The sequence below is a fragment of the Brevibacillus jepli genome (assembly GCF_047229145.1).
In the GTDB taxonomy this organism is placed as follows: Bacteria; Bacillota; Bacilli; order Brevibacillales; family Brevibacillaceae; genus Brevibacillus.
Window position 1 is genome coordinate 140,599 of record NZ_JBFEFW010000014.1, and the last position, 24,771, is coordinate 165,369.

Sequence of the window (24,771 nt, forward strand, 5' to 3'; positions counted from 1 at the left end):
ATCGCTCTCCTATTGCATTTCCATACCAAGACGACGCAGCTTGATGGTGTATTTGACGCGAACAGGAAAATCTCTGAAATCTTTCTTCCAGTCATGAGTTTCCCAGTATTGTTGGTAATGCTCCGCACGCAGTGTAAGACCCAGCTTCAAAATGTCACTATTGTACTGCTTTTGTAATTGCAGCATGAGCTTTTTGGCGCGATTTTCCATTTCTTTTTTGATAAGGGCCTGCATTTGAACGATGAATTGCTCTGCGGGAATGTTCAAGTCTTCTGTGAGCTCGACAATATCCCCTTGGAGCTCACAATGATAGGTAGCGGAAAAGGCATCCTGTTCATGAATCCTCAACTTTGTTTTTACAAAGTGCGGACGAAAGCTCACATAGCCGTTTTTCGTATCCGGCAACGGAATGACAATGTCTCCACCCGGTTTTTCGTTTCGCAGATTGATCAATGTCCACGACTGCACGCTATCCAGCTTTCCTGCCATCTTGTGTCCCCGAAACACCGCAACCCCCTTCCAGCTCACCTCGTCTTTGCTTGCTTCTACATAATTTAGAAACGTCTCCATGGTTTGATTCGAGGTCTGATTGAAATAGTCGCCCAACGTTTGATCGGGGATTCTCCCTAATTTCATCCCGTTCTCGATCAGCCCCATCAAAAAGACGACTGGAATTTGCTCCAGCTGCGGCTTAATTTCCAGCAGAGAAGACGCCTTGCCTTTTACGACGATCGGCCACAACAGTCGTCTGATTTGCGGTTCACGGCGAAAACTGTCCATGATGTCTTGAACACCCTCCTTGGCGACCTCCTCACTCAAGGCGAGAACACGCGTATGTCCCAGGAACAGTCGTTGGTTGAGTCGCAATTGCAAGTTGTTTGCAGCATCTGTTACCGTTCTCCCCGTCACGCTCATAACTTTTACTGCATCCGCATTTCCTCCTCCTCCCTGTCCGCTGCTTCCCGCTATTTTGATAGGAATCGGGATTTGGACGGTCATTTTGTACAGATTTTCATTCGATTCATCCTGATCAATGGCAATCGCCAATACCGATGCACGTTCTTCCAGTTCGCGCCGATCCCAGCACCCCGTCAACAGACTTGCAGATATGATCAAAACAACGAAACACCTAAGAGACTTACCCATCGACATTACGCCCCTCTCGTCTGGAGAACATGTCACGGATAAAAATCGCTACCCAGTAAACGACGGGGATGAGCAGATTGATGACCAAGCTTGACAGTCCCAATAGAGAAGCAACCTGAAATACCTCACTGGTGTTCTGGGGTATGAGGGCGAAGAAGTACAAAGGGATCAACAGGACAGCAGCCACGATTCTCTGAAACCTGATTCCCTTCCGAAATAACTGCCTCAGTGAATAAACAACGGCGTAATACGCATTCGCTACACTGGTAAAGACCGCAGAAACCCACACGGCCAAAAAAGCGGACTCCAATCGTTCCAAGATAAACCCAGGCACTTGCGTCGTCTTGACCAATTCAAGCGTCGGCCATGTCACCCTCTGCAACTCTTCGTATCCAAATACCGAAATACCAGCCACCACTATTAGCATGTAGAGCAGTGCTATAATTAACAGACTGTAAAATCCCGCCAGTTCTTTGTTTGTGTTTTTATGGGCAAAGGCGAAAAAGACGAACATAATCTCAAAACCTGAGTAGGAATAGATCCCTTCGTACACTCCCTCCACCATCGAACGCATCGATATATGATTGACCGGCAGAAGATTCCCAAATTCTGCCTTTTGAAACGACGCAAGCGCGATGAATAGAAGCGGAAAGATAATGAAGGGAAACAGTAGCTCGTTCACTCGCGCTACCACTTCCACCTCTTGCATGCACAAAAAAAGTACCAACAAAAACATCGTTATGAGCATAACTTCCAACGGAGTCTGCAAAAGAACGGAAGTCACAACCACTTCACCAAATACCCGCGAAACGATTGCCGTGGACAAATACAGGTATACCAGGTAGATGCCAATCCAGGGGAGGCTGAATACTTTGCCCACCCAAGGCCGTCTGATAGATCCCCATACCTTGTGACTATATTCAATAAATGTTTCACCCGGATATCGCTTGCTTAATTTGACAATTAACCATAAGGAAACAAACGCACCTGCTGAGCCAATCATGGGGGCGATCCAGCCTGCCTCAAATAATTTCGAGCTGGTTGTACGAGGAAGGGTCAAAACGCCGACACCGATTAAGGTACTTGTCATGAGACAAATTTGCTGCCACATCGATATTGTCTGGTGCCAGCTGTGCCCCTCCCTCCTGTTCATTTCGAGTTATCCTCCTCTCTGATCCGGATTTTATCTTGAACATGAAACATCATCGGCCTCGATTTCAATAGGTGATGGGGAGCCCGTATGAACAAGTCCTTCATTCCATTCAGATTGAGCGGACTAAGTGGAGACATATAGGGTACTCCAAACGATTTCAGTGAAGACAAATGAATGACGATAACGATCAAAAACAGCATAATACCGTACAGACCAAACATCCCTGCCAAGAACATAACCGGAAAACGGAGCATGCGAATGGCGATCGCTGCACTGTAGCTAGGCGACGCGAATGACCCAATCGTCGTCACAGCCACGATGATTACCATGACGGGACTGACAAGCCCGGCAGTTACCGCCGCTTCCCCGACCACGAGCGCTCCAACGATCCCGATCGTAGGACCTATTGGCCCCGGCAGCCTCACACTTGCTTCGCGCAATATCTCAATAGCCAACTCCATAAACAATGCTTCGACTAACGAAGGGAATGGGACAGTAGATCTTCCTGCCGCCATTGCAATGACCAGTCGAGAAGGGATCATCTCTGGATGGAACGAGCTAAAGGCAATATAGAGAGACGGGAGCAGCAAGGCGATACTGATACTGATAATCCGAATCAGTCGGATCAAGGTCGAGATATAAAATCGCTCGTAATAATCCTCGGGACTCTGATAAAACTGTGAAAATACAGCCGGAGCAATCATACCAAACGGTGTACCATCTACCAGAATGCCTACTTTCCCTTCCAGCAGATTGGCTACTACTTTGTCAGGACGCTCCGTATTTTGAATCTGCGGGAATGGGGACCATCTGCGATCCTGAATCATTTGCTCGATATAGCCGCTCTCCAACACAGAATCCATATGTAGGCTCTCTATTCGCGCTATCACTTCCTCCACCATCGGGGGATACGCAATGCCGTCGATGTACATGACATAGATGTCAGTCTGTGTTCGTTCTCCTACAACCAGATGACGCACTCTGAGATTCGGGTCTTTCAAGCGGAAGCGGATCAGTGCTGAATTCACACACAACGTCTCACTAAATCCATCGCGCGGCCCTCGCACTACAGACTCTGTCTGAGGCTCTTCCACCCCTCGCCTATCCCACCCTCTCGTGTTGTTCAAGTACGCGTTTGGACATCCCTCGATGATCAGCACTGCACATCCAGACAAAATATTTCGGATGACCTGCTTGAGTTTATCCGTTACATCCAGCTCATTCGTCGCCGGATCATCATAAGTGATATCCGGTGTCGTCATATACCGAATAATAAAATCACTGATGACATTGCGATCGACCATGCCATCGATAAAAATGATTGCCGCACTAGCTCCAGACTTTGTTTGAAAACGACGAACGACGAGATCGTCACACGTTCCAAACTGAGCTTCAATCAATTGGATGTTCTCTTCCACATTAGTACTGAGGGCGATATCCTCGACGCTTTCCATACTCTTGTCGGCGTACTGCTCCAACGCCTTTGACTGGAGGGCTTCTTTTCTTTTTTGCCATGCTTGAAAAAACTGGCTCACCCTGCTCCCCCTTATCTATGGAATGTAGCCTGCCTACAGGTACGGATAGTGTGTCCAATAATGGAAAGGAAATCCGCACAAGTACGTGTTTGAACAACCTCTAAAAGAAAAACAGGTCCAACCAAAGTCGGACCTGTCAGGCAACTACCTCGCGCTTGTTTTCAAATTTTTCGTAGCTCTTCTCTTGCATGATCGTTTTTAGGATGTGGATACTTTCCCAAACTTCTGTATATGTCGTGTAGAATGCAACGGGAGCCAAACGAATAATGTTTGGAGCACGGAAGTCAGGAATAATGCCTGCTTCCTTCAAAGCCTTGCAAATGCGGATGGCCTCATCGTGCTCAAGGCTAACATGTCCGCCACGGCGATCATCTTGCATAGGATTCGCGATCGTAAATCCCATATCAGCAAGCTCTACCTCGATCAAATCCATCATGAACCGAGTCAAGTTCAGCGACTTTGCACGGAGCTTTTCCACGGACACCTCCCCGAACATTTCTAAAGATCCATACAGCGGAGCGAGACTCAGCATATGTGGGGTGCCTATCTGGTAAGCGCCTGCATTTTCGCTTGCCTCAAGGGTATGGTCCATGTCAAATTGCTTATCCTTTTTTGAACTGAACCATCCTGCCAGTCCCGGAACGGTACCAAAATGCTTCCGGTTGACATACAAGCTGCCCACACTTCCCGGCCCTGCATTTACGTATTTGTAGTTGCACCAATAAGCAAAGTCCACGTCCCACTTGCTGAAGTAGTGCGGAATGGCTCCTACGGAATGACATCCGTCAAAACCGATGAGAATTCCTCTCTCATGTGCGGCTTCGGTCAACCGTTCGATATCTAGCAGCTGACCGCTGCGATAAAGTACAGTCGGAAGAACCACCAGTGCCACTTCTTCCGTCATCGCCTTAATTATGTCCTCTTCCTCGATCAAGCAACCATCTCTTGCAGCTACACGGATCAAATGCTCTTGCGGGTCCAGACCATGCAGCTTGATTTGACTCTGAAGTGCGTATATGTCGGTAGGGAAATCCAACTCGGTCGCAATAATCTTCGTTCTCTTTCCAGCCGGATGATAGAAGGTAGCTGCCAACTGATGCAGGTTGATTGTCGTTGACCCGGTTACAATCACTTCTTCTGGACTGGCTCCGACAAGTGCTGCGCTCATCTCTCCTAATTTCTCCGAGAAGAAAAACCACGGATGATTGCCTGTTGTCCAGCCTTCAACACCAAGCTCTTTCCATGACTGCATTATGTCCATGACGCTTTTTTCCGCTCTCTTTGACATCAGGCCAAGCGAGTTTCCATCCAAATACATACTTGGAAGCAAATAAAACTCATCGCGATAGCTCGCCAATTCGTCCTGTGCATCCAATTGCTGTGCGTAGCTTTTGGTAAGGGGGCTTGCTTGAGACATCGTTACCTCCTTGGCTTGTTCTGTCGTTATACACCCCTATTATAGGCTGAATTTTCAAACAAGAAAATGACATTTCCAAAAGAAAAATCCCGTGCCGTCTACGACACGAGATTCTTATCCAAGAATAACTGAGCTAACCAAATGACTAACAATATTTGCGCGATGCAGAATAGCGGAACCAGGATGAGAAAAGCGACATGCTTCGTCTTATGCCGTTGAATAAGCATGCCCTCAAGCGCACCGATCCCTCCTCCAAGAAATGCAACCAATAAAAGGCTCAGTTCCGGAACCCGAAAGCCTTTTTCTTTGGAAAGACGCTTGTCTGTCTGCATCAGGAAATAAGCATAGCCATTCAGCAGTAAAGCTCCAGCCGCCAGCACCCAGACATTGAAGTAAAAGTATCCTGCCAAGAGCAGCGCCCAGCTTATCATCAGCACAATCACCATATTGCGGCGATGGGCAGCTAATTGTTGATGGTACATGCCTTACTCTCCTTTTGCCCGATATGCCCGATTCCCCATGAACAGCTTGCGTACGAAGAAAACCACACCGATACCAGCGACGATTACCAGCAAAGCGTAGAAGCCGTACTTGCGGATGACTTCGATAATCGCTTCGACATTATTACCGAATACATAGCCGAGAAAGTAGAACCCAATGGTCCAAACCAATCCGATGGGATAAGAGAGCAACGCGTAACGACGGAATGTCATACCGCCCAATCCGACCAAATAAGGTACGACATGTCGAACCACCGGAAACAAGTAGCTGATGCAAAGAGCAGCAGTACCGTACTTCTCCAGCATGCCCGTTGATCGATTCACTGCGTTTCTCATCTTTTCGGTTTTGCACAACCATTGCAAGATTGGTTTCCCAAAGTACTTTCCTAGTAAAAAGCCAATCGTCAATCCGGAGGCAACCCCTAAATATCCTGCCAAAAAAGAATACCATGGGTTTAACACGCCGATGGAGGCAAGAAATCCTCCTGTAGCGACAACCAGCTCATCCGGAATCGGCAAACCTACAATCCCCAGCCAAAGCAGGAAAAAAATCGCTACATAGCCGTATTGCTCTATGATTGACATCAGCAGGTCGACTTCCATGAGGCAAAATCCCCTATCTTCGCCACAGTGCGGCAAATTCTTGACATACTAGCAGCTATGGCTTCGCACAATATCTGACTCTATTTATTACGAATGAACAGCAAAAAAGGTACTTGTTTATTTTGCAATAGATGTAAGCATTTTATCAAGCAAACATATAACAGACAACTCCATCACGAAAGATGCTTGAGCGCTTCGCGTCTGGAGAGGCTCGCGAGTGTAGTCGCTTCTACAAATTCACGTACGGCGGCGGGATTCGTTTTGGCATACTCTCTCAATGCCCAGCCAATTGCTTTCTGAATAAAAAACTCTTTGGATTCCGCACATCTTCCAATCAAGGAAAAGAGAAGCTTCTGATCTGTTTTGTCCTTGTACGACAGCTGAAATAAAAGGGCCGTTCGTTGCAGCCACATGTTATTTCCTTCCATCCAGGCAGTCGTATTCGGTTCAATCAGTTCAGGATGCAAGCCAAATATCCTGCCTATTGCATGCGAAGCCAAATAATCCACGGTATCCCACCACGATTTTGTCGTGATGAATTCGACGACAAGCGCGAGATGGTCTGGGGAGAGACGCTTTTTGGACTTCTCCAGTACGTCAAGCGCGACATACTGGTACTCCCGTTCTGGCAGAGCCCACAATGAACGAGCGACCTGCTCCCAATCGGCAGGTACACCATAGTCCCGAAAGATTTGCTTGGTCAGTTCTTTGCGCTGTGGTGACTTGATCCCCAGAAAAGGAAAATGATTTTTCATGTACTGCTCCATTGGAACAGCCGCATTCGGATCACCATGTGCGCGCAACAGATCCTTGACAGCCTCGGTATACTCGTTTGGCTTCATCAGCATCTCCTCCCCCCTCTCGTGTATTGTCTCGATCAATTAGCCTACTAGCCTGCTGCCTGGACGTCCTGCTTGACGACAGCAAAGGCGTTTTGCTCCTCATCTTTGTACGGATAATACACGACCAGTGTAAAATCTCCCTCTACAAGCTCACCTGTCTCCAGCCATTTCTCGATATCAAATGTCACATTAGCAGCCAGCGTGTGTTTGAAATAATCTTTTTCCACTGCAGCATGGGTAGCAAAATCTTCGCGGAGTCGCTCACGCTGTTCGGATATAACAGCGAACGTCTGCTGCATCTGCTCCTTGTCCATAACATCCTCCCACCACAGCTTGCGCGGGCGATGCTTCTGGTTCCGCAGGAAATCGAACTTCATCATACTGAGGACATGGTCCATCCCTTCCACTTGCTGGAATTGCAAAAACTTCTGCAAACGCATGAACAAATCCTCTAATTGATGACCGATACGGCTCCAGCCCTGATTTTCCCAGTAATTTCCGAACTCCTGGAAGAAGTCAAACGCCGTTTCAAACTGATTCGCCAGCAGCCATTCCAATGTAAAATCCATGCGGTGAGCATTCCAATATTTTTCCAAAATGTCTTCTACACGCTTGATTTTTTGCATGTCATCAAAAGAAAGAACGTTGTTACCCAAAATTTCGTAAGGAGCTTCATCCATATACACATAGCCGTGATTGGCGGCACGTGCTCGAACCCCTGTCCCGCGAAGCATTTTCAAAAAGCCGAGCTGAAGCTCTTCCGGACGCAGCCCAAACACATCATTGAATGTTTTGCGGAACGATGCATAATCTTCCTCTGGCAAACCAGCGATCAAGTCCAGATGTTGATCGATTTTTTTCGATTCCTTGATCTGCGTTACCGTACGCGAGAGACGATCGAAGCGTTGAATTCGCTGAACAAGGCGGTTTGTCTCGTCATTCGTTGACTGAACGCCAATTTCAAAGCGGAAAATGCCTGGCGGTGCGTTCTCGGTCAAGAAGTCGAGTACATCCGCTCGCAAAATGTCTGCCGTGATTTCAAATTGAAAGATCGTTCCATTGTGGTTGTCGATCAAAAATTGAAAGATTTCCAGCGCATATTTCTTATTGATGTTAAACGTTCGATCTACGAACTTGATCGTTTTGACCCCGTGGTTGATCAAGCGCATGAGCTCATCTTTTACCCGTTCCAGACTGAAATAGCGTACCCCATCTTCAATCGAAGACAAACAGTATTGGCATTTGAACGGGCAGCCTCGGGATGCCTCAAAATAGACGACGCGGTTGTTCAGCTCGTCCAGATGATCCATGTATGGGGACGGAATGCTGTCCATCTCTTCAATTTGTGCACGCGGCATGGAAAAACGCACGTACTCTTCTTCGCGATACGCGATTCCTGCTACATCACGCAGGCGTGGAGGCTGCTTCGTTTGCAGGGATTCCTGGTACACCTGCAACAGCTCCAGAAACGTTTGCTCCCCTTCACCAATGCAGATGACATCAATCTCAGGGTGCTTCTTCATCCATTCGTCAGCATCATAGGTGACCTCAGGACCCCCGAGGATAACCGGCACATCCGGGCATATTTTTTTCAACGTGCGAATGACACTGAGTGTCTCACGAATATTCCAGATATAACAGGAAAACGCAACGACATCGGGCCTGCGTTTGTGTATGTCCGCTACTATATTTAATGTCACATCGTTAATGGTATACTCCACCAGCTCGATGGAAGGAAATGCTTCCTGCGCATAGCTTCGCAAATAGCGCAAAGCAAGTGAGGAGTGAATAAACTTGGCGTTTAAAGTCGATAGTAAAATCTTCATAGATGGGTCTACTCTCCTTGCAAATTTCGGCACCAAAAAACCATCTTTAACGATGGTTCAAGGTCTGACCGATCTTATTCCTTTCGTAACAGTACCATACGAGACTAGTAACGGCAAATCCTATGGATGTTTAACGGTTTAATTCGCGCACCACGTGGCCGAGCTCAGGCACGATCAATCGATTCATCGCCAAACGCACGGCTCCTGTCGATCCCGGCGTGGAAAAAATCATTTTTCCTTGGCGCGTTCCTGCAATCGCACGACTAAGCATTGCCGCTGAGCCGATGTCTTCTGTGAAGCTCAACATCCGAAACAGCTCTCCAAATCCCGGCATTTCCTTGTCGAGCAAGCCGGAAACAGCCTCGAAGGTATTGTCTCTTGGCGAGATGCCGGTTCCGCCATTAAGGAGAATGACTTGGACGTCTTCATGTACCACTCCCGCTTCAATCGCCTCTATGACCTGTACAGGCTCGTCCTTTACGATTTGATAAAGGGCAACGCTGTGACCGGCATCAGTCAGCAGCTGCTTCATTAACTGTCCGCTTTTATCTGTATCCTCTGTCCGCGTATCGGAAACGGTAATGACCATGCACGTTACTTGCTTGGGCGAAAGCGCCTTGTGTTCCTGTGTACTCATCCGTAATTACCTCATTTCCTTCTTATATATCTTCTCTCATGATACCATGTTCAGGTATCCAATACCCCCATCGTCCCTGCAACAATTTCTTTACTTCCTATACCCTAGATGCTTCCCTTTCCTATATAATGCTGATGACTGCTATTTTCAACAGACAGGAGGCGTGCGCGAATGCCAGAGCGCCCTTTTTTCTCTTTTCATTTCCACAAACAATCGCACACACCGATATATGTACAACTCGCTGATCAATTAAAAACGGCGATTCTGCGCGGTGCCTTTCTCGTAGATGGGCAGCAATTAATATCGCTGCGTGATATGAAAACGATAAGCGGCTGCTCTCTGGAGACAGTCAAAAAAGCATACGATCACCTCGCATTGGAGGGCTGGCTCGAAGCTGTTCATGGTAAAGGCTATTACTTGACGCAGCTGGCAAAAGAAGCCCGTTTGGAAAATCGTCTCCCTCTGACCGATATCCCGATCGCTTCGCTGGCTGACTCCTCTCCTCGCCCGAGCGAAGAGCTGGTCAAACGTTTGCGCGGAGCTTTTTATGAGAGCCTGACAGTATTGGACGAACCGTCAGCGAAAAAGAAAATCATGCGAACGCAAGCGGCCAAGGTATTCGCTGATCATCTCAGCCGCAGAGGACTGCCCCACTCTCCTGAACGCCTGCTGCTTTTTAACAGAAGCACGAGCGGCTTCGCCTTTCTCGCACAGCGCGTCATGACTGCGCGTGATGTCGTCTATGTGGAGGAGTACAGCTATCCCGTATTCCTGCGCCTGCTGAGCCAGTGCGGTATTACGGTTCGCCCGATTCGCATGGATGAAGAAGGCGTATGTATTCAAGCCCTCAATGAAGAGCAAGAGCATTATCCTGCCAATTGGCTGTTAATTAACCCGCATTATCAATTCCCTACGGGCATCAGCTATTCGTTGAAACGTAAGGAAGAGCTGCTCGAATGGGCCCAGAATCATAATGTACGTCTTGTGGAAAACGATCATTATGGCGATCTCTGGTTTGAAGAGCCGAGTATTCCGCTGTACCATATGGCTGCACAGTCAAAAAGCCATGTCGAGGTCTACTATTTGCATTCTTTGTCCAAGACACTGGCTCGCGATCTGCAATTGGGCCTGTTGATGCTTCCTTCTCATTTATCGGATGATGAGTTGGAGCGCTACAGCCAGCTTGTTTCCATGACCGGAGCGGAGCCCTCCCTGCTCGTCGTAGAGGCAGCCGTTCGACTCCTCGATGATCCATGGTTTTACGAAGAGTTTTTGGCGGATCGACGTGCCCTGTTCCAGGCCCGCTTCCTGCGACTGTGGCAGGAAAAACGCCAGGCACTTCCTGATCACGCACGAATGTACCCAATCACAGGCGGCTTAAATACGTGGATTAAATGGGGCTCGCCAACCGCTAGAGCAACCGAGCAGGAAGAGAGAGTCGTCGCGATCCTGCGCGAGGAAGGTCTTGAGCTGACAGGTGGCCATGCTTTTCGTGTGGCAGATGAGCCTGCCGACATCCAACGCTGCCCTGCTGTTCGCTTCCCACTGGCTCCACTGGAGGAAAGAGAGTTAAAGCATTGGCTTCACCGATTAGGTGCCGCTCTTCTGCGGTAATTTTTCCAAAGGAAATGCCATACTAAGAGATGGATTTCCCTGCTTCCGTACATTAGACCTGAAAAAAAGCCGAGGTATAACCTACTATGATTAAAAAAATCGTAGAAAAGCTTCGCCTTGATCCACCAAAAACGCTTGTTCTTGGTTTTGCCTTGATTATCTTCTTGGGAGCGCTGCTTTTGACACTTCCCATCGCTACGGTGGATGGGCTTGGACTTCATTGGCTGGATGCTCTGTTTACGGCTACCTCTGCTACGTGTGTAACAGGCTTGGTTGTCGTCGATACCGGTACGACCTTTACAACCTTTGGTCAGCTCGTCATTTTGTCGCTCATCCAGATTGGTGGACTTGGCTTTATGACACTCGCTACCTTTTTCGCACTGATCATGCGCAAGAAAATCTCCTTGCGCGAGCGACTCATCCTGCAAGAATCCCTGAATCAGATGTCGATGGAAGGTATCGTCCGTTTGGCCAAAATGATCCTGATCTTTACGGCTTTGGCTGAGGGCATCGGCGGTGTGATTCTCTCCATTCGTTTTGCCTTTGATTTCCCACTGCCAAAGGCGATCTACTTCGGCTTTTTTCATGCGATTTCTAACTTTAATAACGCTGGCTTTGACTTAATGGGTGAATTCGCCAGCTTGACAGCCTATGTCGATGACCCGGTCGTCACGCTTGTCGTCTGCCTGTTGATCATCCTTGGCGGGATTGGGTTCATGGTTGTCAGTGAGCTGTACGATTTCCGTCAGACCCGTCGGCTCTCTCTTCATACGAAGGTCGTTTTGTCTACTACTGGAATATTAATTGTGGCAGGAACTGCTCTGATCTTTATTTTGGAGTATACGAATCCGAAGACCTTGCAGCCTCTGTCTATGATGGGCAAAGTACTTGGCTCGCTTTATCAGTCAGTCACAGCACGTACGGCAGGGTCCAATACGTTAAGTATCGGTGATATGTATCAATCGTCCCTTTTCCTCATTATTATCCTGATGTTCATCGGTGCTTCTCCTGGTTCGACGGGAGGCGGGATCAAGACGACGACATTTGCCACACTGATTGGTGCTGTTATCGCCCAAGTGAAAGGAAAAGAAGATGTCATCTTCTTCCGTCAACGCATCTTGCCACACATGGTGTACAAATCACTGACGCTGACTATGATCGCCCTGTCCATTGTACTTTTCATGACGATGATTCTCTCCATTACAGAGACAAGTGCGCGATTTGAGATGATTCTGTTCGAGGTCACTTCTGCTTTTGCTACGACTGGACTATCGATGGGGCTGACACCTAATCTGACTCCCATCGGGAAGACGTTGATCGTTATCACGATGTTTGCCGGTCGGGTAGGACCTCTCACGATTGCATTTGCCCTCGCACAGCGCAAACAAAAAGAATATTTTCGTTATCCGAAAGGGAAGATCACCATCGGATAAGCCATATACAATAGGAAAAAACCCTGCCAGAGCACCCGAAGGACTTTGGCAGGGTTTCGTTTTGTGTATGATTTTATTGCGTTTGCCACTGTTTGGACAGCGCATCGCGAACCAGCTGCCCCATCTCGACTGTACCGATTGCTTTGCTCCGGTCTGTAGCGATATCACCTGTGCGGTGACCTGCTTCCAGTACAGACCATACTGCGTTTTCAACTGCTGCTGCCGCTTCATCCATACCGAGCGAGAGACGAAGCATCATCGCTACAGACAGAATGGTCGCCAATGGATTGGCAATGCCTTTTCCGGCAATGTCAGGAGCAGAACCATGTACCGGTTCGTACAGTCCAAAGCTGCCTGCTGCCAGACTCGCCGAAGACAGCATCCCAATTGAGCCAGTCAGCATCGCTGCTTGATCGCTCAAGATGTCACCAAACATGTTTTCCGTCACGATGACGTCAAATTGCTTCGGTGCACGAACGAGCTGCATGGCGCAAGAGTCTACCAGCTGGTGAGACAGCTCTACATCCGGGTAATCAGCCGCTACTCGTTCTGCTACCTTGCGCCACAGGCGGGAGCTTTCGAGCACGTTTGCCTTATCGACGGATACGAGGCGTTTTTGACGTTTGCGAGCAATGTCAAACCCGACACGGATAATTCGCTCGATTTCTGCTTCATGATAAATGCACTGATCTTCTGCTACTTCACCGTTTGGACCGTCGTAGCGTTTTTTCTCACCGAAATAAATACCACCGGTCAGTTCACGTACAACAATCAAGTCAACGCCAGAAACGACTTCTGGCTTGAGGGACGAAGCATCCACCAGAGAGCTGTGCATGGTAGCTGGGCGAATGTTCGCAAACAAACCAAGCGCTTTGCGAATTCCGAGCAGACCTGTTTCTGGACGAAGATGCCCAGGATTCTGATCCCACTTCGGTCCACCAACGGCTCCCAAAAGCACAGCATCTGCTTGCTTTGCCAGCGTTACGGTTGCTTCTGGCAACGGTGTTCCATCCGTATCGATTGCGATACCACCGATCCGGCCTTCTTCGCATGTAAAAGTGACACCTTCATGTTCCCCTACGAGTGTAAGGACTTTAACCGCTTCCTGCATGATTTCTGGTCCAATACCGTCTCCAGGAAGAACGGCGATGCGATAGTTTTTCTTCATCGTTTATCCCGCTTTTCTATACGTAATGGTTTCCGAACGCTGCTGGTTCCTATGATCCTATCCACATTTGACCTATCTCTTTATATCGTTGCACTGACGGGCGTAGGTTCTCCGCGACGCTCCATAATCTTGTTGACTGCGCGTACATAAGCAATCGCGCTCGCTTCCAACACATCTGTGCTCACACCGCGACCTGTTACGATCAGATCGTCCTGTTGCAGACGGACGAACACTTCACCCAATGCATCTTGCCCGTGAGTAACGGAAAGAATTTTATAATCGACAAGGGAGACTTCTTCACCGGTAGCGCGGTCAATCGCCTTGTAGATGGAATCAACCGATCCATTTCCACATGCGGCTTCTTCGCATACAGATCCGTCTGCACGAACCAGTCGCACACTCGCTGTGGGAACGGAAATGTTGCCGTATGCGAGCTGTATCGATTCCAGCTGGAACGCTTCAGGTCCGCGAACCATTTTGGAGTCAACCAGTGCGAGGATGTCGTCGTCGCTGATTTCTTTCTTCTTGTCGCACAATACTTTGAACGCTGCAAACGCTGCGTTTACCTCTTCTTGCTCCAGGTGATAGCCCAGATCGACCAGCTTTTCCTTGAAGGCATGGCGGCCAGAGTGCTTGCCGAGAACGAGCTTGTTTGACTTGAAGCCTACTGATTCCGGGCGGATAATTTCGTACGTGGTGACTTCCTTCAGCACGCCGTCCTGGTGAATACCGGATTCGTGCGCAAAAGCGTTTGCCCCCACAACTGCTTTATTGCCTGGAACGATCATCCCTGTCAAACGGCTCACCAGTTGACTGGTCCGTGCGATTTCCTTCAAATTCAGCTTGGTCGTCGCCTGGTAGTAATCCTTGCGCGTCTCCAATGCAAGTGCCACTTCTTCCAGTGCCGCATTTCCGGCGCGCTCTCCGATTCCATTAATGGTGCCCTCGACTTGAGTAGCTCCGCCCTCGACAGCAGCGAGACTGTTTGCGACTGCCATCCCGAGGTCATCGTGGCAATGGCAGCTCAAGCGAATCAGATCGGTAGAAGGCACGCGTGTTTTCAGCTCACGGAAAATGTTTCCATACTGATACGGCGTCATGTAGCCGACCGTATCCGGAATATTGACCGTAGTAGCGCCTGCCTTGATGACAGCCTCAACCACCTCTGCCAAAAAGTCGATCTCGGTACGAGCCGCATCTTCTGCGGAAAACTGGACTTCCGTAAAGTACTTTTTCGCATAGGTGACCGCTTCCACCGCCCGAGCAAGGACTTCTTCCTTGCTCATGTTCAGCTTGAACTGACGGTGAATCGGAGATGTTGCGAGAAAGACGTGGAGGGAAGCGTTTTGTGCGTTGCGAAGCGCTTCGTATGCCTTATCCATGTCATCTTTGACGGCACGAGCCAGGCTGACGACGGTAGCATTCTTCACCCGTTTTGCAACTTCGGCCACAGACTTTTGGTCACCAGGGGAGGCAGCAGCGAAGCCCGCCTCGATTCTGTTTACGCCCAGCTTCTCGAGTTGAAGGGCGATCTCCACCTTTTCGTTCGTGCTAATATTGACGCCCGGAGACTGCTCCCCATCACGCAGTGTCGTATCAAAAATCTCAATGGTCCGCATGAACTTTTCACCTCCACATTTTTCCCTACATTATATATAGAATTTTTACACGGCTATTATTGGCCGATTTTTGCTTCTTCTTTTTTCTCTTCTTTGTTCAGCCAAGACATCATGCCACGCAGCTGCTCTCCTACTACCTCGATGCCATGCTCGGATTCCAGACGGCGGCGGGATGTGAAGCCAGGACGGTTAGCTTGGTTTTCCAAGATCCAATTGCGAGCGAATGTACCGTCTTGGATTTCAGTCAGAACTTTTTTCATTTCTTTACGAGTTTCGTCAGTGATGATGCGACGACCGATGCTGTAGTCACCGTACTCTGCAGTGTCACTGATGGAGTAGCGCATGCGAGCCAAGCCACCCTCATACATCAGGTCAACGATCAGCTTCAGTTCATGCAAGCACTCGAAGTACGCCATTTCAGGAGCATATCCTGCTTCTACCAATGTATCGAAACCAGCTTTTACGAGCTCGCTTGCGCCACCGCACAATACTGCTTGCTCACCGAACAGGTCTGTTTCGGTTTCTTCACGGAAGCTAGTTTCAATTACGCCAGCACGTGTGCAACCAATACCGCTAGCGTATGCGAGAGCGATGTCTTTCGCATTGCCAGTCACGTCTTGGTGGATTGCAATCAGGCCAGGAACGCCAAAGCCTTCTTGATATACACGGCGAACCAGGTGACCCGGGCTTTTTGGAGCTGCCAGAATAACATCGATGTCAGCTGGTGGTACGATTTGAGCAAAGTGAACGTTAAAACCATGGGAGAAGCACAGAGTAGAACCAGATTTCAGGTTTGGAGCGATATCAGAACGGTATACTTCTGCTTGACGCTCGTCTGGCAACAAGATTTGGATGAGATCTGCACGTTTGGTAGCTTCTGCTACAGTCAGTACTTCGAAACCGTCTTTTACTGCTACATCCCAAGATTTACCTGGGCGCAGACCCACTACTACTTTATAACCGCTTTCGCGCAGGTTTTGTGCTTGTGCATGACCTTGGCTACCGTAACCGATGATTGCGATTGTTTTACCACGCAGTACCTCTTGTTTTACGTCCGCTTCATAATACATTTTTACCATTTGTGTAGCCTCCCTAAAATTATGTTTAGTTTGAATTTTTATTCTGAAATTTTGCAATTTAAACCGTTGCTGCGGCTGTTGCTGGAACAATACTGCGCGCCATTGCTACTGAACCTGTTCTCGTCAGTTCAAGAACACCGTAGCTTTGCAAAAGTACAAGCAGCGCATCAATCTTCTCGGTGTCACCCGTTACTTGCACGATCAGTGAGCTAGGACCCACATCGACGATCGCGGCGCGGAACGGCTCGACAATTCCGTTTAGCTCTGCCAGCTGGCTGGGCGATGCCGTCACCTTAATCAGTGCTAGTTCCCTTGAAACAAAAGGATTCTCGCTAAGGTTCGTGACTGAGATGACATCGATCAGCTTGTGCAATTGCTTCATGAGCTGATTGATTTGGCGGTCATCTCCCCCGGTTGTAATAATCATCCGGGACAAGCCCTGTTCTTCTGTGCCCCCCACCGTAATGCTGTCGATGTTGAAGCCACGTTGACCGAACAGTGTCGCCACTCGAGTCAAAACGCCTGGTTGGTCGTTGACGAGTACGGAAATGGTATGTTGCTGCATCCTAATCGTCCCCCAATTCCATCTGATCTAATGTGTTGCCTGATGCAACCATCGGATATACGTTTTCTTCCTGTGCAACTCGGAAGTCCACCACGACTGGTCCATCATGCGCAAGCGCCTGTGCCCAAACTGCTTCGGCTTCCTCCGGCGTGCTTGCACGCAAGCCTTTTACGCCATATGCTTCTGCCAGTTTGACAAAATCCGGGCTGCACGTCAGATCGATTTGGCTGTAGCGATTATCGTAGAAGAGCTCCTGCCATTGACGAACCATACCCAAGCATTGGTTGTTCACAATCGCTACCTTGACCGGAATGTTGTATTGGGAGACGATTGCCAGCTCTTGATTCGTCATCTGGAATCCGCCATCCCCAACGACGGAGATTACCGTACGATCCGGGTGAGCGATCTGTGCGCCAATTGCTGCCGGGAAGCCGAAGCCCATCGTGCCGAGACCACCGGAAGAGATAAAGGAGCGAGGGTGCTTGAACTTGTAGTATTGAGCTGTCCACATCTGGTGCTGTCCAACGTCTGTTGTGACGATCGCTTCCCCATCTGTGGAGCTGTACAAGAGCTCAATGACTGCTTGTGGCTTCAAGACATCGCCATCTTTTTTGTACTTGTACGGATATTGTTCTTGCCACTCTTTCAGCTGGCTGATCCACGCTTCGGAATCACAAGCTTTTGCGAGCGGAATTGCTTTTGCCAGCGTGCTCTTCACATCGCCCGCTACTGTTACGGCTGTCGTTACGTTTTTCCCCAGCTCTGCTGGATCGATGTCAACGTGAACGATGCGCGCTTTTGGAGCGAACTCCTTGGTGCGGCCCATCGTGATCCGGTCGTCAAAGCGTGCACCGAGACCAATGACGCAATCGGCATTCAGGAGAGCTTGGTTCGCCGTGTAGTTTCCGTGCATCCCCGGCATTTGCAGGGACAGCTCATGTGTTCCTGGGAAGCCGCCCAGTCCCATAAAGGTATTGATTACCGGAATGCGTGTTTTTTCAGCAAAGTCGAGCAATTCTTTCTCTGCTTGTGCTGCAATGATTCCCCCGCCCGCCAAAATGACCGGACGCTTCGCTTCGCCAACTGCTTTTATAAAGGCTTGCACTTCTTCGTCGCTTGGCACGAGTGAAGCGCGGTAGCCGCGAATCTCCACTTGATCCGGGTAAGTAAATGGTGCCTTCGCATTGGCGACGTCCTTTGGAATGTCGATCAATACGGGACCCGGACGACCGGTTGTTGCGATGTGGAACGCTTCCTTCACAATCCGCGGGAGATCGCGAATGTCACGAACAAAATAGCTGTGCTTCGTGATCGGAATCGTGATTCCGGTAATGTTCGCTTCTTGGAACGCATCCGTACCAATCAGTGACTGTGCCACGTTTCCGGTGATACAAACCAGCGGAACCGAGTCCATCTGAGCGGTCGCAATCCCCGTTACGAGGTTCGTTGCTCCCGGACCGGAAGTGGCGATACATACGCCTGGTTTGCCAGTCGCTCGGGCATATCCGTCAGCAGCGTGGATAGCGCCTTGCTCGTGGCGAGTCAAAATGTGCTTGAAGTAGCTCCCGTACAGGGAGTCATAAATCGGGAGCACCGCCCCGCCTGGATAGCCGAAAATGTATTCGACCTGCTCCAGGATCAAACAGCGCAGCAGCGTTTCTGCTCCTGTCACTTCTTCCCCGAACTGAATCGGTGGAATGCCGTTCTTTTTCTGCAATTCGGCCATTTCAACACTCATTGACCTCTCCTCCTCCCATTTCTCAACAGGTATTGAAAATAACTATAGACACATAGAAAAACCCTTTCGCCCCGACACGGTTTTATTTCCATGTCTTTTGGGGCGAAAGGGTTCGCGGTACCACCCAACTTTATCGGCGCCTCACGGTCAGCCGATCTCAGCCAGTCACAGCAAATGTGGACTGTAACACGTTAACGGGTGTTAAGCGGTTTGGCCTACTACCTGCATAAGCAAGTTTCAGCAAAACGGCTCAGAGGTGAGCAATGCGACGTACCCTATACCCGTTTCTCAGCATCAGGGCTCTCTGTAAAAGGGGTAACGCGCACCATCCTCGTCATGGCCTACTATTTAAACAATTTTTTTAATATTGTTGTTGTCAGAATAAAGTGTTACGTCTGATTATAGCTAGGCACCTAGGGGGTGTCAACGAAAACAAAAAGATTTTACTGGACTTTCGTCCGAACGAATGCTCAGTAGGAAATGGCTATATAGCGCGGTTTTTGACTGAAAGCGCATACAAGAAAAGGAAATCTTGTCCAATTATTTGCAAGGGAAAAAGAACGGCTTTGCCGTCCCTTCCCCGCTTTTTACTCTCTTCTATCAGGTAACTCGCAACCCCTCAATCAAAATAGTCGCCACTTCTGGACGCGTGAATTCGGGTGGTGGCGTAATCCCATTTCTCAACATTTCCCTCACCTTCGTCCCGGATAAGGTCATATGGGAGGAGGCGTCATGCGGGCACGTCTTGGTCGTTGCCATTCCTTGGCAGGCAGTGCAATAAAAGCTGTGTTCAAAAAACAGCAGCTGGATGCCGAGCTCCTCTAGCGCAAACTCGGAAAAGATGTGCTGCGCATCATAGGTGCCGTAATAATCGCCTACCCCTGCATGATCACGACCGACAATAAAATGAGTGCAGCCGTAATTTTTCCTCACCAATGCATGGAAGACCGCCTCGCGCGGACCCGCATATCGCATGGCCGCTGGAAAAGCTCCGAGCAGTACACGGTTGTTCGGATAGTAATTTTCCAGGAGTGCCAGATAGCTTTTCATCCGTACTTGTGCTGGAACGTCATCGGCTTTCGTTTCACCCATCAACGGATTGAGAAAAAGGCCATCGACGATCTCCAATGCCGCCTTTTGAATATATTCATGTGCCCGATGGACGGGATTGCGCGTTTGGAAACCGACCACTGTTTTCCAACCGTTTGCACGAAATCTTTCCCGCGTTTCCATCGGTGTCAAATAAAAATCAGAGAAACGCTCAGGCTGTGGCCTTTGCAGAACCTCAACCGATCCCCCCAGGTATAGATCTGGCTTTTCAAACAGCTTTTTCACACCTGGATGAGCGAGATCCACCGTGCGGAAAACGAGCTCTGCCTCACGCATTTTATCTGGCACGAAGCAGCTTTCTACCCGAAGAATCGCATAGTCTACTCCATCCTCCCCGCGTAACAGGATGAGATCGCCAGGATCGATATCGTCATGCTCGAATGCATCGACAGCCAAAGTCACTGGTAACGGCCAAACGGTCCCATTCGCAAGCCGCATCGTTTCCACAACAGCATGGTAATCGGCTTCTCCCATAAATCCCGTCAACGGGGAAAAGGCTCCGATCGTAAGGCATTCGATGTCTGACAGTGTCCATTTGTCTACGATGATGGCTTTTTTGATCCCATGCGGCAGTATCGTTTGCTTCACGTCTTTCCCTCCTGCGCTGTTCATTTGTGCAAACCGCATTCCGTCTTCTCAAAGCCAGTCCATCGACCTGCCCGTGAGTCTTGACCAGGCAGCACAGCGCGGGTACATACCCGGCAGCCAATGCTGGGATAATTCCTGTCATGCAAAGGATTATAAGGGACATCATTCGCATGTATATATTCCCACACCTGGCCCTCCGTCCAATCTGCAAGAGGGTTGAATTTAACCAGGTTGAACTTTTCGTCCCATTCTACTTTTTTCGCATGGGCGCGAGTAGGTGATTGATCGCGACGAATGCCTGTAATCCACGCCTCATAGTTGGACAGGACACGCTTTAGTGGCTCTACTTTACGAATCTCACAGCAAAGATTCGGTTCTCTCTCCCACAGTTTGTCGCCGTGTTTTTCTGCCTGCTCGGCCAACGTCAGCTGTGGCAGTACTTGAATAAATGTCGTGCCGTATCTGGCTTGGAGCTTGTCGCGCGTGTCATAGGTTTCAGCAAAATGAATGTTGGTATCGAGGTAAAAAACAGGTATAGTCGGTGCCAAGTTGTGCAGCATGTCGATCAGCACGACATCTTCCGCTCCAAAGCTGGCAGCCAAGATCAGACCGGCTGCGTAGTTTTCAACGGCTTGCACAAGCACGTCCTGTGGTGCTTTCTCTTCTAGTCGGCTTGACCATTCCTGTAATTCCTCATCCGCCATTTTCTGGCGATTGCTCATCAGCGAAACTCCTCTCTTGCTAGGATTCACCCACCATCATATGCCTAGTGACAGGAAGTGGCGCATCGTCCACCCCATCCATCGCGCCCAAACGAAAAAAGCCGCCAGACATAGCCTGACAGCTTTTGTGGTAAACCCTTATTCATTTTCTTCTTTTTCGTTAGCAGTTGGCGCAAAAGTAAAGGCAGTGCCCGTTTGTTGTGTATGTTTGACAGCATCCGTTTTTTGAACGGCTGGCACAGAATAAGGTCCAGGGGCGAAGACAGAAGAAGGAACTGAGTATGAATCGTCTTTGTCTTTCGCAAATGCTCCTGGCACGAACAACGCTGAACAGACTACTGCTGTAACACCCATCATCATCCATTTTTGTTTTCTCATCTATTTCTCTCTCCCTATCCAATGTTTTCCTTTAACGCTTTTTATTGTATGGCATCAGGTAATCCGCTCGACACGGACGGAAGATTGTTTTTTACTCAGACTTGAGGCGGAATCACTGCAAAAGAAAAAGCATCCTGTGCAGATGCTTTTTCCAATCCCATCTTATTTTTCTTCTTTTTCACTTACATTAGGGGCGAAGATAAACGCACTTCCCGTTGTTTGTGTGCTATTGCTAGTAACCGCATCCGTTGTCTGTGCTGCTTGCACACTGTACGGGCCAGGGGCAAAGATACTAGGCGTCACTGAGTATGAATCATCTTTGTCTTTGGCAAACGCCCCTGGCACGAACATCGCCGAACAAACTACCGCTGTAACACCCATCATCATCCACTTTTGTTTTCTCATTTTGATCTCTCTCCCTATCCAATGTTTTCCTCTTATGGCTTTATTGTATGGCATCACCTAGTCCTTACAACACGGACGGGAGGTTGTTTTTTACTCAGACCTTAGGCGGACTCCCCGTTAAGCCCGGAGCCTAGATTCATTTCTCATGACGAAATTTGATTCAAATACAAAATATGGTATGATTTTGAATTGTGTTGATTTTCAAACGACAGGAGGTAACTGCATGTCTAAGCTCAGTGGGATTATGCTTTCTGCTTTTTTGCTCATTCCGATCCTTTCGGGATGTAGCCAGGAAGTCAAACCCGAAGCAACCGAGTCCGGGCAATCACAAAATCAGCCGTTAACTCAGACAACAACAGCTCCTGAGTCATCAGCTGAAGCAAAGCCAAATAGCGATACCAAACCAGAGGGTGAAGCCGTAAATTTCGAAGTCGTTGGCCAGCCATCCGGCGACGCTCCACCAGACCAGGGAGATACGAAAGCGACTCTCGGAGGCGAAGTAACCGTCAACGCCAAAACGTTGGCCATCAAGGGAACTTCCAACTTGCTGCCCGGTGCTAAAGTAAAAGCAAATGTAACCGCAAAAGGTTATAACATGTGGGGTTATAACGATGAGACGGAGGTTAACTCCGATGGCAGCTTTGACCTTGAAGTAAAAAAACCAGACGTTAAGGCACAGATGGAAGTCGAAGTATCCTTCACTTCCGATCAACAGAGCGACCGAATCCAAGAAGCCTACGGAAAAATTGGTGAAAAGCTATCGGGTGATTACGTTTACCAGTACCTCGATTCTGACGAAATCAAGTCCAAAGTAGCGACCTTTGCTTATGTAGATCCGAAAGCTCAGACAAATACGAAGGTACCATTCGAAACACCTGTATGGGATAAGCCGTCAGATTATGGCCAACCTGCAATTTGGATCAAGCCAAGTGTAACAAAAACCGGGAAATCCCTAACCATATCCGCGAAAAGCAACTTCCTGGAAGGAACAAAGATAAGTGGTGGCCTCGATATCCCTAACCATGTCCATTATGGTTATACGGATCAGGCGGAAGTAAAGCCAGACGGTTCTTTTACCCTGCAAATCCCGCAGCCAGACAAAGTGAAGAAATACTATGTTCTCATCCAATTCGTACCGGACGACAACATGTGGCCATCTGTAAAGGATGCCTATGGGGAAAAAGGCGAAAAATTAAAAGGCGAGCTCATCAAAATCAAGGACGCGGACAAACAAACACTCAATATGGTTGAGATGAAAATAAAAGTGGATCTGTAGAAAATAAAAAGCACCCGTTGTGGGTGCTTTTGCTTTGAGAAGAACGCTCCCTTTCTATGCATCTACCGTCGTTCTTGTATGCTTATACAGCTCTTGAATCGTCTGCCCTTTTGCACGGGAAAGTACCTCCATCCGCACATTCAGCTGCTTTTTGGCAAACTGCTGCAAATCAGCGACCCTCACTCCGAATGCACTGACACCGTCAGGATCGTCCATCCAGTCATACAGATGACTCGCCATTGGTGCCAGCTCATCCATCTTTTTGGCAATGACATCGTAAACATGCGGATGCTCACAGATCAATCGCTGCAAGAGGAACGTTCCGTAGCTAATGTGACGCGATTCATCCGTCTTCAAATAACCGATTCCTTGCATGAGTCCCGGCATCAGCCCTGTTTTGCTAAGTCCTTCGTAAAAGGCGTAGTAGCCAGTCTCTGCAAGCACGCCTTCCACAAACATGTTGTAGACGGTCGAGGCTTCTGCGATGGCTTCGGGTGACTTATCCGTCAGTAGTCGATTGAGTGCATTTGGCAAGATCTCATGGAATATGCGCTTGTACACATCATCGTGAAAATGGTGCAAGTCCCCTGACTCGCCGATGTTGTCCAGGACCAGGCGGAAAAATTCCGTATGCTTGGCTTCTTCAAAGAGGAAGGTCGTCAAATACATCTCTTCCTCCAATCGGCCTTCCTCTGCAATGACCATAATCAAGGGCAAAAGGTCGAGAGTGACCGCTTCTTCTCCACCAAGAAAACCAGCGATCCGCCCCAATGTTTCTTCTCTTTGCTCCGGTGTCATATTGGCGTAGTCTTCGCGGTCTTGTGTAAAATCAATGTCCTGCGGGTTCCAAATGCCGTATCGCTTGGCTTTCTGATACAGTTGGTACGGTAACAGCTCCTGATTCAATCCTTTTTGGCTGGTCGAAACAAAACCATTCCTCATACTCATCCAACCTTTCTTTTTCTCGTGCGCCTTCTACTCTGAATGAATGAAAGAAGTCACCAAATTGTAAATTAATTCCATTCATCCATTTGATAAAATAAAGGCGCTGTACGTTGATTATAGGTCGCGCTGAACGATCGTTCATATCCCCAAAAATAGTCGATGTCGAGCCCGAATTGCTTATGGGGTTCTACCGGTTATTCTCTTTGGCTCTTCAACCTCCATCGTAGAGAAAAGTAGCTAAAGGAGTCGGTTTATCTCCATACGACTTTCGTCGAATGCTTGATCATGATTATCCACGGATCTTCGCCTCCTGCAAGGCATTTCGCCGTTTGCTTAACATGAATCATCAGGCTCGACAAAAATAGTATGACCTCATCGCTGGTTTTCATACATCGTCTTTACAATAAATCTGCAGCTAGCTGTGCAAGCACACTCCGTTCGCCTTTTTCCAGACGAATATGCCCTGCCAGCT

At 48.7% G+C, this 24,771-nt stretch carries 21 protein-coding genes and 1 pseudogene; 3 read left to right on the forward strand and 19 right to left on the reverse strand.

Annotated features, from left to right (window positions below; all coding sequences use genetic code 11):
- Window positions 1–9: 9 nt before the first annotated feature.
- The 9 genes from AB1L17_RS17015 to AB1L17_RS17055 all read right to left on the reverse strand — a co-directional run bounded on the left by AB1L17_RS17015 (window position 10) and on the right by AB1L17_RS17055 (window position 9,659).
- A complete protein-coding gene (locus tag AB1L17_RS17015) occupies window positions 10–1,146 on the reverse strand; it encodes a Ger(x)C family spore germination protein (RefSeq protein WP_412845733.1) in 1,137 nt (378 codons plus the stop codon).
- Window positions 1,139–2,299: a GerAB/ArcD/ProY family transporter gene (locus AB1L17_RS17020; RefSeq protein WP_412845732.1), complete on the reverse strand. Its 1,161-nt coding sequence runs from the start codon at window positions 2,297–2,299 to the stop codon at window positions 1,139–1,141. The genes AB1L17_RS17015 and AB1L17_RS17020 overlap by 8 nt, the downstream gene beginning before the upstream one ends.
- Window positions 2,296–3,834, reverse strand: a complete 1,539-nt coding sequence (locus AB1L17_RS17025; RefSeq protein ID WP_412845731.1) for a spore germination protein — start codon at window positions 3,832–3,834, stop codon at window positions 2,296–2,298. The genes AB1L17_RS17020 and AB1L17_RS17025 overlap by 4 nt, the downstream gene beginning before the upstream one ends.
- Window positions 3,835–3,970: 136 nt before the next feature.
- On the reverse strand, window positions 3,971–5,251 hold the full coding sequence (gene kynU, locus AB1L17_RS17030) for a kynureninase (protein ID WP_412845730.1): 1,281 nt from the start codon (window positions 5,249–5,251) through the stop codon (window positions 3,971–3,973).
- Between the two features lie 98 nt (window positions 5,252–5,349).
- A complete protein-coding gene (locus AB1L17_RS17035; RefSeq protein WP_412845729.1) occupies window positions 5,350–5,733 on the reverse strand; it encodes a DUF1294 domain-containing protein in 384 nt (127 codons plus the stop codon).
- 3 nt (window positions 5,734–5,736) lie between these two features.
- Window positions 5,737–6,354: a DedA family protein gene (locus tag AB1L17_RS17040; RefSeq protein WP_412845728.1), complete on the reverse strand. Its 618-nt coding sequence runs from the start codon at window positions 6,352–6,354 to the stop codon at window positions 5,737–5,739.
- Window positions 6,355–6,527: 173 nt separating this feature from the next.
- Complete coding sequence (locus AB1L17_RS17045) at window positions 6,528–7,196, reverse strand: DNA alkylation repair protein (RefSeq protein WP_412845727.1); 669 nt, start codon at window positions 7,194–7,196, stop codon at window positions 6,528–6,530.
- Window positions 7,197–7,243: 47 nt separating this feature from the next.
- Window positions 7,244–9,022 carry a B12-binding domain-containing radical SAM protein gene (locus tag AB1L17_RS17050; RefSeq protein WP_412845726.1) on the reverse strand — a complete coding sequence of 593 codons (1,779 nt, stop codon included), beginning with the start codon at window positions 9,020–9,022 and terminating at the stop codon, window positions 7,244–7,246.
- Window positions 9,023–9,152: 130 nt separating this feature from the next.
- Window positions 9,153–9,659 carry a MogA/MoaB family molybdenum cofactor biosynthesis protein gene (locus tag AB1L17_RS17055; protein ID WP_412845725.1) on the reverse strand — a complete coding sequence of 169 codons (507 nt, stop codon included), beginning with the start codon at window positions 9,657–9,659 and terminating at the stop codon, window positions 9,153–9,155.
- Between the two features lie 171 nt (window positions 9,660–9,830).
- Here AB1L17_RS17055 and AB1L17_RS17060 point away from each other — a divergent pair, with 171 nt between their 5' ends.
- Both AB1L17_RS17060 and AB1L17_RS17065 read left to right on the forward strand, forming a co-directional pair.
- The gene (locus AB1L17_RS17060; protein WP_412845724.1) at window positions 9,831–11,273 is read left to right on the forward strand and encodes an aminotransferase-like domain-containing protein; all 1,443 of its coding nucleotides are present in this window, start codon (window positions 9,831–9,833) and stop codon (window positions 11,271–11,273) included.
- An 86-nt stretch (window positions 11,274–11,359) separates the two neighbouring features.
- The gene (locus AB1L17_RS17065) at window positions 11,360–12,706 is read left to right on the forward strand and encodes a TrkH family potassium uptake protein (RefSeq protein WP_412845723.1); all 1,347 of its coding nucleotides are present in this window, start codon (window positions 11,360–11,362) and stop codon (window positions 12,704–12,706) included.
- Window positions 12,707–12,779: 73 nt separating this feature from the next.
- Here the strand turns inward: AB1L17_RS17065 and leuB are convergent, their stop codons facing one another.
- The 9 genes from leuB to AB1L17_RS17110 form a co-directional block, all read right to left on the reverse strand.
- Window positions 12,780–13,874 carry a 3-isopropylmalate dehydrogenase gene (gene leuB / locus AB1L17_RS17070; protein ID WP_412845722.1) on the reverse strand — a complete coding sequence of 365 codons (1,095 nt, stop codon included), beginning with the start codon at window positions 13,872–13,874 and terminating at the stop codon, window positions 12,780–12,782.
- Window positions 13,875–13,954: 80 nt separating this feature from the next.
- The gene (locus tag AB1L17_RS17075) at window positions 13,955–15,493 is read right to left on the reverse strand and encodes a 2-isopropylmalate synthase (protein ID WP_412845721.1); all 1,539 of its coding nucleotides are present in this window, start codon (window positions 15,491–15,493) and stop codon (window positions 13,955–13,957) included.
- 56 nt (window positions 15,494–15,549) lie between these two features.
- Window positions 15,550–16,572, reverse strand: a complete 1,023-nt coding sequence (ilvC, locus tag AB1L17_RS17080) for a ketol-acid reductoisomerase (protein ID WP_412845720.1) — start codon at window positions 16,570–16,572, stop codon at window positions 15,550–15,552.
- A 58-nt stretch (window positions 16,573–16,630) separates the two neighbouring features.
- The gene (gene ilvN, locus AB1L17_RS17085; RefSeq protein WP_412845719.1) at window positions 16,631–17,137 is read right to left on the reverse strand and encodes an acetolactate synthase small subunit; all 507 of its coding nucleotides are present in this window, start codon (window positions 17,135–17,137) and stop codon (window positions 16,631–16,633) included.
- A gap of 1 nt (window position 17,138) precedes the next feature.
- On the reverse strand, window positions 17,139–18,875 hold the full coding sequence (gene ilvB, locus AB1L17_RS17090) for a biosynthetic-type acetolactate synthase large subunit (protein ID WP_412845718.1): 1,737 nt from the start codon (window positions 18,873–18,875) through the stop codon (window positions 17,139–17,141).
- Window positions 18,876–19,475: 600 nt separating this feature from the next.
- Window positions 19,476–20,612, reverse strand: coding sequence for a sulfate adenylyltransferase (gene sat, locus AB1L17_RS17095; RefSeq protein ID WP_412845717.1), 1,137 nt, complete (start codon window positions 20,610–20,612; stop codon window positions 19,476–19,478).
- Complete coding sequence (locus AB1L17_RS17100; protein WP_412845716.1) at window positions 20,594–21,295, reverse strand: phosphoadenylyl-sulfate reductase; 702 nt, start codon at window positions 21,293–21,295, stop codon at window positions 20,594–20,596. Before AB1L17_RS17100 ends, sat begins: the two co-directional genes overlap by 19 nt.
- 138 nt (window positions 21,296–21,433) lie before the next feature.
- Window positions 21,434–21,673: a hypothetical protein gene (locus AB1L17_RS17105; protein ID WP_412845715.1), complete on the reverse strand. Its 240-nt coding sequence runs from the start codon at window positions 21,671–21,673 to the stop codon at window positions 21,434–21,436.
- A 162-nt stretch (window positions 21,674–21,835) separates the two neighbouring features.
- A complete protein-coding gene (locus AB1L17_RS17110) occupies window positions 21,836–22,078 on the reverse strand; it encodes a hypothetical protein (protein ID WP_412845714.1) in 243 nt (80 codons plus the stop codon).
- 223 nt (window positions 22,079–22,301) lie between these two features.
- Here AB1L17_RS17110 and AB1L17_RS17115 point away from each other — a divergent pair, with 223 nt between their 5' ends.
- Complete coding sequence (locus AB1L17_RS17115) at window positions 22,302–23,354, forward strand: hypothetical protein (RefSeq protein ID WP_412845713.1); 1,053 nt, start codon at window positions 22,302–22,304, stop codon at window positions 23,352–23,354.
- Between the two features lie 54 nt (window positions 23,355–23,408).
- On the opposite strand, the pseudogene AB1L17_RS17120 reads toward AB1L17_RS17115, so the two are convergent.
- Window positions 23,409–24,317 (reverse strand): annotated as a pseudogene (locus AB1L17_RS17120) (R2-like ligand-binding oxidase); the annotation flags it as partial.
- Between the last annotated feature and the right edge of the window lie 454 nt (window positions 24,318–24,771).